This is a genomic window from Yoonia sp. SDW83-1, from assembly GCF_046762885.1.
Classification (GTDB): Bacteria; Pseudomonadota; Alphaproteobacteria; order Rhodobacterales; family Rhodobacteraceae; genus Yoonia.
Window position 1 is genome coordinate 1 of record NZ_JBKQXO010000006.1, and the last position, 12,623, is coordinate 12,623.

Annotated in this window: 10 protein-coding genes, 1 tRNA gene and 1 pseudogene; 10 read left to right on the forward strand and 2 right to left on the reverse strand. The window is 55.8% G+C overall.

The genetic code is table 11. The annotated features are described in order from the left end of the window. The first annotated feature begins 14 nt into the window (after positions 1 to 14). Complete coding sequence (locus ACFWW4_RS09035) at positions 15 to 1,031, forward strand: DctP family TRAP transporter solute-binding subunit (protein WP_411890543.1); 1,017 nt, start codon at positions 15 to 17, stop codon at positions 1,029 to 1,031. A gap of 128 nt (positions 1,032 to 1,159) precedes the next feature. Here ACFWW4_RS09035 and ACFWW4_RS09040 read toward each other — a convergent pair whose 3' ends face one another. Then, positions 1,160 to 2,113 carry an alpha/beta fold hydrolase gene (locus ACFWW4_RS09040; protein WP_411890544.1) on the reverse strand — a complete coding sequence of 318 codons (954 nt, stop codon included), beginning with the start codon at positions 2,111 to 2,113 and terminating at the stop codon, positions 1,160 to 1,162. A gap of 143 nt (positions 2,114 to 2,256) precedes the next feature. Here ACFWW4_RS09040 and ACFWW4_RS09045 point away from each other — a divergent pair, with 143 nt between their 5' ends. From ACFWW4_RS09045 to ACFWW4_RS09070, 6 genes are all read left to right on the forward strand, one after another. Next, positions 2,257 to 3,231, forward strand: a complete 975-nt coding sequence (locus tag ACFWW4_RS09045; protein ID WP_411890545.1) for a tripartite tricarboxylate transporter substrate binding protein — start codon at positions 2,257 to 2,259, stop codon at positions 3,229 to 3,231. Between the two features lie 63 nt (positions 3,232 to 3,294). After that, positions 3,295 to 4,800 (forward strand): tripartite tricarboxylate transporter permease, encoded by a 1,506-nt coding sequence (locus ACFWW4_RS09050; RefSeq protein WP_411890546.1) that lies wholly within the window; start codon positions 3,295 to 3,297, stop codon positions 4,798 to 4,800. Continuing rightward, positions 4,793 to 5,224, forward strand: coding sequence for a tripartite tricarboxylate transporter TctB family protein (locus ACFWW4_RS09055; protein WP_411890547.1), 432 nt, complete (start codon positions 4,793 to 4,795; stop codon positions 5,222 to 5,224). The genes ACFWW4_RS09050 and ACFWW4_RS09055 overlap by 8 nt, the downstream gene beginning before the upstream one ends. Before the next feature lie 7 nt (positions 5,225 to 5,231). Further along, the gene (gene leuC / locus ACFWW4_RS09060) at positions 5,232 to 6,629 is read left to right on the forward strand and encodes a 3-isopropylmalate dehydratase large subunit (protein ID WP_411890548.1); all 1,398 of its coding nucleotides are present in this window, start codon (positions 5,232 to 5,234) and stop codon (positions 6,627 to 6,629) included. Then, positions 6,626 to 7,246, forward strand: a complete 621-nt coding sequence (leuD, locus tag ACFWW4_RS09065) for a 3-isopropylmalate dehydratase small subunit (RefSeq protein WP_411890549.1) — start codon at positions 6,626 to 6,628, stop codon at positions 7,244 to 7,246. Before leuC ends, leuD begins: the two co-directional genes overlap by 4 nt. A 33-nt stretch (positions 7,247 to 7,279) precedes the next feature. Further along, positions 7,280 to 8,344, forward strand: a complete 1,065-nt coding sequence (locus ACFWW4_RS09070) for a tartrate dehydrogenase (protein WP_411890550.1) — start codon at positions 7,280 to 7,282, stop codon at positions 8,342 to 8,344. A 338-nt stretch (positions 8,345 to 8,682) separates the two neighbouring features. Here ACFWW4_RS09070 and ACFWW4_RS09075 read toward each other — a convergent pair. Continuing rightward, positions 8,683 to 9,198: pseudogene (locus tag ACFWW4_RS09075) on the reverse strand (IS5 family transposase); the annotation flags it as partial. A gap of 176 nt (positions 9,199 to 9,374) precedes the next feature. Between ACFWW4_RS09075 and ACFWW4_RS09080 the strand changes: the two are divergent. The 3 genes from ACFWW4_RS09080 (at position 9,375) to ACFWW4_RS09090 (ending at position 12,591) form a co-directional block, all read left to right on the forward strand. Next, complete coding sequence (locus ACFWW4_RS09080; RefSeq protein ID WP_411890551.1) at positions 9,375 to 10,376, forward strand: hypothetical protein; 1,002 nt, start codon at positions 9,375 to 9,377, stop codon at positions 10,374 to 10,376. 247 nt (positions 10,377 to 10,623) lie between these two features. Continuing rightward, positions 10,624 to 10,697: transfer RNA gene (locus ACFWW4_RS09085), tRNA-Gly, on the forward strand. Positions 10,698 to 10,797: 100 nt separating this feature from the next. Then, positions 10,798 to 12,591 carry an ABC transporter transmembrane domain-containing protein gene (locus ACFWW4_RS09090; protein ID WP_411890552.1) on the forward strand — a complete coding sequence of 598 codons (1,794 nt, stop codon included), beginning with the start codon at positions 10,798 to 10,800 and terminating at the stop codon, positions 12,589 to 12,591. Positions 12,592 to 12,623 lie beyond the last annotated feature (32 nt).

The window sequence follows — 12,623 nt, forward strand, 5'->3', positions numbered from 1 at the left end:
ACGAGGACAGAACAATGAAATTTCTACAAACACTCACACTCGCCGCGCTTGCAGCGTTTCCGGCCCAACTCATCGCGCAATGCGATCAAGGGGAACAAAAGCTGATCTTCAGCATTATCACATCGCTGCAAGGCCATCCCAAGGGCGAGGCTGCACTGGCCTATGCCGATGCGATCAACACACAGCTTGATGGTCGCTACTGTATTGAGGTCGTTGGTAATAGCGAACTTTACGCTGATGACGAAAAGCTGTGGCAGGCGATGCTAGATGGTGAAGTGCATTTTGCAGCACCCAGCCCCACCAAGATGACCCAGTTTGCCAACAAGCTGGCGCTGTTTGACCTTCCATTTCTATTTGACGGCCCGCTGCACGCGCTTGAGTTCCTTAGCTCTGATGCCACCGAGGAAATCTATGAGCAGTTGGAAGATGATGGTTTCTATGGCATGACCTTCTGGTCGAACGGCATGCGCCACTTCTCGGCCACACGCCCGATGCGATTGCCACGCGATGCCGATGGATTGACTTTCCGTGTCCAATCCTCATCGCCGATCATGGCGGCAATGCTAGAAACGATGGGTGTCACCCCACGCAAGATGGCTTTTGCTGACGTACTTGGCGGACTTCAATCGGGCGAGGTTCAGGGGCAGGAAAACACCTTCTCGAATATCGACTCCAAAGGTTTCTACACCGCCCAGGCCGCGACCACTGAGACCAGTCATCATTATCTGGGATACCTCGTGTTCACAACAACATCGTTCCTCGACAGTCTTGATCCGGAGACCCGCAATATCTTTATCGACACGATGAAACTTGTATCGCACGAACGGAACCGATTTGCCTTTGAGCTGAACCAGATCAGCCGTCAGAACATCATAGAGGATGACGGTATCGTCATCAGTCTGACGGATGAGGAGCGGCAAGCCTGGCGCGATGCGTTCGAGCCGATCTTTGATGAATTTAAACCGGCCATTGGCGAAAGTTTTGTTGATCGTGCGCTTGAGATCAACGCGAACGCCAACCCATTCGATTAACCAAACCCGAACCTAAACCAACCCACTCACCTACCAAAGAAACGGGCCCTTCATGGGGCCTGTTTTGCCTTGCACGTATCTGGTGTTACGCAAGGGTCAGGTTGGGGCGTAGCCTGAGTCTCGCATACCTACCCGGTGCTTGCCGCAAGCTCATCGTCCAGCGCGCTCGCAAAAAACCCCTGAAATGCTGATACGACATCCGCGGATTTCTCTTCCGCGAGGTAGTGCCCACCATCTATGGGCCAACCGCGCACATTTTCTGCTCTTTCGCGCCACAGCGCCAGACAGTCGAAATGCTTTTCAATTGCCCCGTGCCTCCCCCACAATGCGAGCACGGGCATCCTGAGACGTTTCGTATCCATGTCATCATGGGCCTGGTCGATCGTGATCGCGGCCCGATAGTCCTCGCAAGAGGCGTGGATAACCGCAGGATCGCGAAAGTAGGTCAGATATTCATCAAGCGCTTGGCGGACAAAAGGCTGCAGACCCGCCGATCCTGAACCGCATTTTTTTAGCCAATAGTAGTCGCTTGTCCCTTGGATCAGTGTTTCTGGAAACGGATAGGCCTGGGTCAGCCAATACCAGTGCCAGTATGTCTGGGCGAATTCACTGTCGCCATCCCGGTACATTTCGCGTGTCGGCGCAATATCCAATGAAGCCAGCGCAATCACCCGTTCGGGATGATCGGCCGCAAGTCGATGCGCGACGCGCGCGCCTCGATCATGCGCCCCTATGAAAAACCGTGGATGGCCAAGCGCATCCATTACCTCAACCATGTCAATGGCGGTTGACCGCTTGGAATATGGCGCATGATCTGCGTCCGTCTTTGGTTTATGCGACCTGCCATAACCACGCAGATCGGCGCAAATAACGGTGTAGTTCTGCGCTAATTGCGGGGCCACCTTATGCCAAATTGCGGAGGTTTGTGGATACCCGTGTAGCAGGAGAACCGCAGGGCCCTTGCCAGCTATCCTGCAAAATACGCGCCCTGCATGCACATCAATGAACTCTTCGCGAAATCCATCAAAGAAGCAATCGGCGACAGGTGCTTCGGATAATGCGGTCGTAAAGTTCAAACCCATGGCTATCTCGTCTGCAGAAAGTTTCGACGAACCATAGTCGAGATCAATTTCGAGATTAATGCAGAAATACATATAAATGCTTTCCGCTCAATTATTCGGTGCTGGTGGCCCTAGAAAAGTGCAACGATCAGGGAGGAAGCATCATGAAAAACATCACCAGACGCCATTTTGGCAAGGGTGCGATTGGGCTCGGCCTGACGGCTGCCGCGCTTGGAGCCCCGTCTATCCTGCGCGCCAATACTTATCCAAGTCGCGCGATCAATTACATAATTCCGTTCAATCCCGGTGGCGAAAGCGATGTGACCGCTCGGTTCCAGCAACCGTTCTTCGAAGAGATCACCGGCCAAAGCGTTGTGATCCAATCCAAGCCGGGTGCCGGCGGCGCAACGGCCTGGGCGCAGTTGAATGGGTTTGACCCCGATGGTCACACGATCATGAACACAATCGTACCACACACCGTTTTGCAGCCAGCCATGAAAGACGTGGGATATCAGACCGCTGACATTAACAATGTCTTCTTCTTCCACTATACGCCCGACGCGATTGTCGTGAAGGCAGACAGCCCCTATCAGACGCTACAAGATCTGATTGATGATGCGTCGGCTAACCCAGGCACTGTGACCTTCGGCGGCTCTGGCACCAACACAGCCAATCATCTGGCATCACAGATTTTTATGGATATGACAGGCGCTATCACAACCTACATTCCATTCCGCGGGTCAGCCCCGGCAATGACGGCTGTGCTGGGCGGGCAAATCGCCGCCGCGATGAGCTATACGACCCAAGGCGTCAAGGCCGGTGAACAGGTGCGAACGCTGGCGGTTGCCACGAATGAACGGGTTGCGGCTTTGCCTGATGCGCCAACGTTCAAGGAATTGGGTTACGATCACGTCGGCGGGGCCTATCGCGGCGTTGCCGTGCCCGCCGGAACGCCGCAGGATATTCAGCAGCGCCTGTCCGACATCCTGCAACAGATCAATGCGAACCCTGACTTCCAGGCGCAGATGACCGCCGCCGGGTACGAAGTGATTGACGTTCCTCTGGGTGACGTGCCCGGTTTCATTGAAGAGCGCAGGGCCGCGTACGCCCCTGCTATCGAACGCCTGAAATCGGCATAACGCCCATTCCCCCGCGCGGAACAGCCGCATCGTGTGGGGGGACCCGTTTCCCAAGAGGTTCATATGATCGACGCCCTATTGTCGGCGGCAACGCCCTTTAACCTGATGCTGGCCTTGATCGGTGTCGTGCTTGGAACAGTCATCGGTGCCTTGCCGGGGCTGTCTGCGACAATGGCCGTGGCTGTTCTGGTGCCGTTTACATTCACCATGGACCCTGCATCAGGGCTGATTGCCTTGGGCGCAGTTTACACCGGGGCGATTTATGGCGGAGCCTATGCCTCCATTCTTGTGAACACCCCCGGCACGCCAGCGGCGATTGCAACTGCCATTGATGGTTTCCCGATGGCCAAGCGGGGTGATGGTGATCTGGCTGTAGCGATTTCTTGTTTTGCTTCTGCCTTTGGCGGGTTGGTTGGCGCGCTTGCGCTGCTGATCGTAGCTCCACCGCTTGCGACAATTGCGCTGAAGTTTGGGCCGGTCGAATATTTCTGGCTTGCGATCTTTGGGTTGTCGCTGATTGCGGTACTGTCCAAGGGGGCGACGTTGAAGGGATTGATTGGCGGCTTCCTTGGCCTTGGCCTGTCGACCATCGGCTCAGCCGTTGTGGGCGGTGATGTCCGCTATACCTTCGGCAATCCCGTCATGCTGGGCGGCATCCACATTATCCCTGCGCTGATTGGCCTGTATTGCGTGCCAGTTCTGCTGAACATGGTCGCGACGCAAGACCCGCATATCGAGCGTGCTGCAGGCGGAAGGGGTGCCCGCGTGGGTGAGGCCTTGGGCCTGATGTGGCGGTCCAAGTTCAACCTCGTCCGCAGCTCTGTGATCGGGACAGTTGTTGGTATTTTGCCTGCTGCTGGAGGTGCTGTTGCAGGTCTGGTCGCCTATTCAGAGGCGCAGCGAACATCAAAGCAACCAGATGAATTCGGCAAAGGGGCTGTTGACGGCGTAATCGCGTCGGAATCCGCTAATTCCGCTACGGTCGGGGGCGGCTTTGTTCCGACATTGGTTTTGGGCATCCCCGGCACGCCCCCTGACGCGATCATTCTGGGCGCGCTGATGGTGCAGGGTATCCGCGTTGGTCCGCAGCTTTTTGCTGAACAGGCATCAACAGTTTATACGTTCATCTTCGGGCTGCTGTTCGCGACAATCCTGATGATCCCGGTGGGTCTGCTGATCGGGCGCACGGCGTTTCGGACGATCTCCTCCATCCCCAAGGCAGTGCTGGCCCCGGCCATTGGTGTGCTGATCATGATCGGTTCTTTTGCAGTGGAACAGAACGCCACCCATGTGGTGATGATGGTGGCACTTGGCGCTTTTGCCTGGGTCGCGCTAAAATACGGGTTCGAGGCATCGCCAATTGTGTTGGGCCTGATCCTTGGGCCGATTGCCGAGCAGGGTTTTGTCCAAGGCTATCTGATCGGCAATGCGGCGGGCAATATCTGGGGCGAATTCTTCACCCGCCCGATTTCCATCGCCATCATCGTTTTCACCATGCTGACCCTGCTTTGGCCGGTGTGGACCGGTCGTAAGGGCCGCGCGCTAAAGGTGGCCCTGCCAAATGAATAGGGTTCCGCACAGAGATCTGATCCCAGCAATCGGCCTGTTCATCTTCGGCAGCTATGCCCTGTGGGAAGCACGTGAAATGTCAGTTTTCGGCGCGATCTTTCCACAGCTAGCAGGTGGGGGTCTGGTATTGGGTGCGCTGACACTGGCCCTGCGCGCCGTGGTCTTAGCCCCCGTGACAACACCTGCCAAAGGCACGCTGCTGCGTCCGATCCTGATGCTGGCGAGCCTGTTTGGTTGGTCCGTACTGCTCCCGGTTTTGGGATTCATCCCAACCTCGCTGATCGGCGCGGGCCTGTGCATGTTGATCGCGCAGCAAACCAAGGTCCCGCCAAAGACACTGGCATTGCAGTTTGTGGGGCTCGTGGGGCTGGTGCTGCTGATGGCGATGATCTTTGGTCAACTTCTTAACGTTCCATTGCCCTAAGGCTGTCATGTCCCTCACACTTTATGAAAAGCTGGTGCACCAGCATATGGTTGCCGAAATCGACGCGGAACATGTTCTGCTTTACGTCGATTTCCATATCATGAACGAATACACCAGCCCGCAAGCCTTTGCCGGGCTGCATGCCGCAGGGCGATCGGTCCGACGCCCGGAGGCGCATCTTGCCGTTGTCGACCATGTGAATCCGACACAGTCCATCAGATCGCTGCACGAAATCGCGGATGCTGGGGGACGCCTGCAGATTGAGACACTGACGCAAAACTGTAGTCGCCATGGCATTCAGTTGTTTGACCTTTTCGATCCCAGACAGGGGATCGAGCACGTGGTCGTGCCTGAAAACGGGTTTGCCTGGCCCGGCATGGTCATCGCTTGCGGCGACAGTCATAGGACCACCTATGGCGCCTTTGGTGCATTGGCATTTGGCATCGGCACGTCCGAGATCGAACATGTCCTGGCAACACAGACACTGGTCTACAAAACGCTGAAACCGATGCTGGTAGAGGTTGATGGCGTATTACCTTTTGGCGTGACGGCCAAGGACATCGTGATGGCCTTCGTGGCAGATGTCGGTGCGGCGGGCGCTTCTGGCTATGCGGTGGAGTTTACGGGAACAACGGTCAGCGCGCTCAGCGTGGAAGCGCGCATGACATTGTGCAACATGGCTGTTGAGGCTGGCGCGCGGGCGGCTGTGATAGCACCGGATCGACAGGTATTTGACTACCTAGCAGATCGACCACATGCGCCAAAACCGGAAGATTTGGAGGCCGCTAAGGCCCATTGGCGCAGCTTGCAATCGGACCCTGATGCCCAGTTCGCACGTGTCGTTCAGCTGAACGCGGCAGATATCACACCGTTAGTCACATGGGGGACCAGTCCTGATCAATCCGTTCCGATTACCTCGGCTATTCCTGAACCTGTGAGCGAAGCAGATGAACGCGCGCTTGCCTATATGGGACTGTCAGCGGGCCAAAACCTGACAGATATCCGCATTGACCGGGCCTTCATCGGATCATGTACCAACGCCCGGATCGAGGATTTGCGCAAGGCGGCCCGCATCTTGGACGGGCGTAAGGTCGCTGATGGTGTGACGGCCATCGTTGTGCCCGGATCGAAAAAGGTTCGCAGGGCTGCAGAGGCCGAAGGACTGGATCAAGTATTTCGACAGGCAGGGTTCGAATGGCGTGGCTCAGGATGTTCGATGTGTCTTGCGATGAATGACGATGTTGCCCTTGATGGGGAACACTGCGCCTCGTCCACCAACCGCAACTTTGAAGGGCGCCAGGGCCGCGGCGCGCGCACCCATTTGATGAGCCCGGAAATGGTCGCTGCGGCAGCCCTGACTGGCAAACTGTCGGATGTGCGTGAGATCATGGAGGCCGCCTTATGACGCCCTTCACCACCGTCACTGGCATTGCGGCACCATTGCCGACAGCCAATATCGACACTGATGTGATCATGCCAAAACAGTTCCTCAAACGGATCGACCGAGAGGGTTTGGCGATTGGTGCGTTTCACGATCTTCGCTTTGACGCAACAGGCGCGGAAAGGCCTGAATTCATCCTGAACCAGCATCCCTATCGCGCTGCGAAGTTTCTGATATGTGGCGATAACTTTGGCTGCGGCTCCAGCCGTGAATACGCGGTGTGGGGCCTGTTACAGCTTGGCATTCGCGCCATTATCGCCCCGTCGATTGCCGGCATTTTCTTTGGCAATTGTGAGAAAAATGGTTTGTTGGCGATCACTCTGCCAAAGTCTGACGTTGCACTTCTTTTATCCCGTGCGGTGGGACGCGACACTTGCACCATGGAAATCAATCTCAAAGCAGAAATGATAAAAGCAGACGGTTTGGCCATGCCGTTCAAGATCAATCAGAACCGCAAGCAACTGCTGCTAACCGGTGCAGACCACATCCAACGCACCTTGGATATGTCTCCCCAAATCCAAACCTATGAAAAAGATCAACACAGTACCCGACCGTGGTTTTGGAACCGTCCGTCTGCGTGATCGACCAACCCGCATCAAAGAAAGATCAAACACATGTCCAAGACATATAGAATTGCCAGCATACCCGGCGACGGGATCGGGAAAGAGGTCCTGCCCTATGGGCAAGCCGTGGCTGATCGTGCTGCCCGGAAACATGGTTTTTCCATTGAATGGACCCCATTTGACTGGTCGTGCGAACGATATCTTGAAACCGGGCAGATGATGCCCGACGACGGCATTGCGCAGCTCAAGGCCTTTGACGCAATTTACCTTGGTGCTGTCGGGTGGCCAACCGTACCTGATCATGTGTCCTTGTGGGGTCTTCTTTTGCCTATTCGGCGAGAGATGAACCAATACGCCAATATGCGTCATGTACGATTGCTTGACGGCATCACATCACCGCTTGCCGGGCGTAAACCAGAGGATATAGATTTTGTCGTCGTGCGGGAAAACGTGGAAGGCGAATATTCCGACATTGGCGGACGCATGAACCGGGGCACCCCTGACGAAATGGCATTTCAAGAGGCCGTGTTTACCCGCAAGGGCACAGACCGCATCATGCGATACGCGTTTGAGCTGGCCCAGAAACGCGCCCGCAAACACGTCACATCAGCCACCAAATCCAACGGTATCAAGCATTCCATGCCGTTCTGGGACGAACGCTTTGCGGAGATGTCAAAGGCCTATCCAGACGTCAGCACGGATCAATTTCACATCGACATCCTGACCGCCCATTTTGTCCGTAATCCCGACTGGTTTGATGTGGTCGTCGCCTCCAATCTGTTTGGTGACATTCTATCAGACCTCGGCCCTGCGATTGCAGGATCGGTCGGTATTGCCCCGTCAGCCAACATCAATCCAGAACGCGAGTTTCCGTCGATGTTCGAGCCTGTGCATGGATCCGCACCCGATATCGCGGGAAAGGGTATTGCGAACCCAATCGCTGCGATCTGGACCGTGGCAACGATGCTGCAGCATCTGGGCGAAGAAGGCGCAGCTGACGATGTTGAAGGCGCCATGCAACATACTCTCTTGCACAGTTGCTCCAAGACCGCAGACTTGGGCGGAACAGCCAAGACAAAAGACTGCGCAGAGGCTGTGTTGAGAAGAATGCAATAGAACGCGTTCAGTTTAGTAAATTCAGTCACGATAGTCGTCATCAAAAATTGTAAAGGTGCGTCTAACAACTGCGCTTATCGACCGCTTGCTAAGCCGCGACGAGGTTGAGCAGCGGTTCGGTACTTCAAAGCGCTTTCTTTAGCTGGCTGTGACAAAACGCACTGGTCCACGCTTTGTGCGGATCTGCAGTCTCGTGCGGTATACTGTCAAGAATATCCGCGATTGGATTGCGGAAATTACTGTCGAGCCAGAGCAATGAAGCAGATCTCTGACTGGGCGCTCAAATTCAAGGCTCAAGTTGATGTCTACCAGGTGCTTGGTTTTTCAGCTTTGGTCAAATCTGCATCATAACCACGGTCCCTAAGCAGCCAGTCGACGTTTGGCGGGCTGCTCAGTAGCGCCCTTGCCGCTGACCTGCCCGGCGGTGACAAAGAAGCTGATGGGCCGCACCTGGCAGTCACTGACCGCATGAAGCTTCGTATTCATGCCGCCCTTGGTCCGGCCAATCAGGCGTCCACGCCCCCTTTTTAACGCCCATGCTGGTCGCGGTGCGGTGGGCGTTCAAATAGGTAGCCTCGATCATGACAGTTTTTTTCCTCACCGTTTTCAGCGGCCAGGCGCATCACGATCTGAGCAAAGACCCCTTTCTCACTCCATCGCTTCCAGCGATTATACAGGGTCTTGTGCAGACCATATTCCTTCGGCGCATCGCGCCAGCGTAAGCCATTGCGATTGATGAAGATAATGCCACTGAGTACGCGTCGATCATCTGCGCGAGGTTTGCCATGGTATTTGGGAAAGTAGGGGACCAGACGTGCCATCTGCGCGTCGTTCAGCCAGTATAGGTCGCTCATATCACCGTTCGATTTTCGACCCGTGAATCATGCCCCGCGGAGCAAATCAATGGGTCCTGACCCTAGCATCCTGGACTTGCCTGACCGCTTCAACGCAGCATTCGGCAGCATTGGCTGGATCACGGTCGGCTCCGCCCTTTCCGTGGACGTAACAAATTCCGCGTTGGAGCTAAACAATGCTGGAAAAGGCGACGAAGCCGAACAAACTTGTTGAGTGGTTCACGAAAGATAACGTCGAACTTTACGCGATCATCCGTGCGCGACGTTTTCATCAGGCGACGCTCCGCGATGATCAGTTGAGAGAAGCGCTGAATCTCTATCTCGAAGAACGTTACATCGCGGCTGTTCCGTTGATCTTAATCGCCTGTGATGGCTTCGCCTCCGATGTGTCAGGTATCAGCCCATTTGCAGAAGGCGCGGACCTCACTGCATTCGACTCTGTGGTTGGTCATGCGACCGGGCTTCCCGCGCTGATCGGGCTATTGAAGAATGGAGCCTACAAGTCGCGTAACGACGAAATGACTATACCTAAGCGGCATAAGATCATTCAAGGGCGCACTCTTGGCTATGCCAACAAGACAGTCTGCGCCAAGGCATGGTTGTTGTTGATGGCGTTGGTGGACTGGGCAATTGACAAGTCTTCCGAGGAAGAACGGAAGGCGGCATCTGAGTGTAAGGCCAATATTTCTTTGTCTGAGACGCTGGCGCAAGTCAGAAAGACCAAGGCCGGCAAACGGCAAATCAAGGCGTTCGAGGCATTTGAAAAACAAGGCCCGTTTGGGGAGCCATTGGACGAGACCAGTCCTGAGAAGGCAGTTTTTGACTTCCTGTCAGGGTGGCAGAGCAAGAATTACGGCAGGATGGCGAGGTGCGCTGCAAATCTTACCAAAAAGTCGATCAACATGATGGCTGGCGAAATGCGAAACATGGTCGAATTCGTGGAACTTGAGCAATTCGAATTTCGGAAAATTCGGTATTCGAAGGTTGAGCGCTGTGATGCGCGCGTCTGGGTTAAAGCGAAGACATTGCGCGAGACGGTTGAGGGCGAGTCAGACCTTTTGATCATCGGCTATACCGAGGGCGGTGACGTGGCAATGCCGTACGACCACAACTTCGTTTGGGCCGTTCAGGAACTCTGCGTCTACAACGTGATGCACGGTAGCTTTATTGACGAATAGGGTTGGCATGCTGCGCAATGTCTGAACGTCTGCTTTAGGTAAGCAACGACATCAGACTTTCGACTGCTCGAATCTCGGCATTGGGCCGCCACCACACTTTGCAAAGTCCGCTTTTCTGCGCACTGCTGCCATTGGCGAAAGGTACAGCGAAGATTCGCTCGTGGCCCTTCATTAGTATAATCTAAAGCCCATAGCAAACTGTCTCTTGACCTCAAAGAGAGGGTTCAATACCTAACTGTTTGTCTGTGCGGGCGTTGTGTAATGGTAAGACCTCAGCCTTCCAAGCTGATGATACGGGTTCGATTCCCGTCGCCCGCTCCAACCTTTCTCATTCACCGCTGCATGGCCGATGTGCATTTGGTCGCCTTGTTAATCTGCGATGCGGCTTTTATGTCCTTGCCGAACAAAGAACGAGACGAGCATGGCTGACGCCCCCAAAGCAGGCGAGGACGACCGCGCCCCATCGAAACGGATTGGCGCGCTCAAGGCGTTGTGGCCGTTCATGTCCCCCTATCGCGGCATGATCGTGGCGGCGCTGGGCGCGTTGGTGCTGACGGCGATGGTATCGCTGGTGCTGCCACTGGCGGTACGCCGTGTGATCGACAATTTCGATGTCGAAAATGGCGAGATCCTGGAAAGCTACTTTGCAGCCGCTATCGGTATTGCAGCCCTTTTGGCGGTCGGCACAGCGATGCGCTATTATCTTGTGACCCGGCTGGGTGAACGGGTGGTGGCTGATATCCGCAAGGCGGTGTTCGACCGGATGATCGGGATGAGCCCCGCCTTTTACGAAAAGATCATGACCGGCGAAGTGCTGAGCCGGATCACCACCGACACCACCCTTATTCTATCGGTTATCGGCAGTTCGGTGTCTGTTGCATTGCGCAATATCCTGATCTTCTTTGGTGGCATCGCGCTGATGCTGTTCACCTCGATCAAGATGTCGCTGGCGGTGCTGTGGCCGATCCCGGTGATTGTCCTGCCGATCATCCTGCTGGGCCGCAGGGTGCGTATCTTGTCCAAGGAAAATCAGGACCTGATTGCCGAATCCAGCGGTGATGCATCCGAACAATTGCTGTCCGCCCAGACCGTACAGGCGTTTACACATGAGGTTCTGAGCCGCGCGAAATTCGGCAATGTGACCGAAAAGAGCTTTGTTGCCGCTCGCAAACGGATCGCCACCCGCGCCATTCTGACGGCAATCGTCATCTTTATCGCCTTTTCCGCCATTGTCGGGTTCCTGTGGATGGGGGCCACGGATGTGCGGGCGGGTGACATCACTGAAGGCGAATTGGTGCAGTTCATGATCTATACGATCATGGTCGCTGGTGCTTTGGCCGCGCTAACTGAAATCTGGGGCGAATTGCAGCGCGCTGCGGGCGCAACTGAACGGCTGGTCGAACTGCTGACGGCCGAGGATACGGTGGCTGATCCGCTTGCCGCCGTGGCGATGCCCCCGGCTTTGCAAGGCGAAATCACGTTCGATGATGTATCGTTCAGCTATCCGTCGCGGCCCAGTATCTCGGCCTTGGATCAGGTCAGCCTTCAGATAGCACCTGGCGAAACCGTGGCCCTTGTCGGCCCGTCCGGAGCCGGCAAGACAACGATCATCCAGTTGGTGCTGCGGTTTTACGATCCGCAAAGCGGCACGATCCGGCTGGACGGGATGGACCTGAAAGACCTTGATCGCGCTGCGTTCCGCAAGCAGATCGCCCTTGTGCCGCAGGACCCGGTGATTTTTGCCGATACAGCCCGCGAAAACATCCGCTTTGGACGACCCGATGCGACCGATGCAGAGGTTGAGGCGGCGGCCAAGGCTGCAGCCGCCCATGACTTTCTGATGGCCTTGCCAGATGGTTATGACAGCTATGTCGGCGAACGGGGTGTCATGCTGTCCGGCGGCCAGAAACAACGGATCGCCATTGCCCGCGCCATCCTGCGCGATGCGCCGATCCTGTTGCTGGACGAAGCAACCAGCGCGCTGGACGCCGAAAGCGAAAGTGCGGTGCAACAGGCGGTTGAAGCCTTGGCGCGCAACCGGACAACCCTGATCGTCGCCCACCGGCTGGCTACGGTGAAAAAGGCCGACCGGATCGTCGTCTTTGACGGGGGTAAAATCGTGGCCCAGGGCACCCATGACAGCCTTGTCGCGCAGGACGGTCTTTATGCCCGGCTGGCCCGGTTGCAGTTCACCGCAGGCGTCGCCGCAGAATAATCAAGATTTTCGTAGCGTTATACTTGCGATTT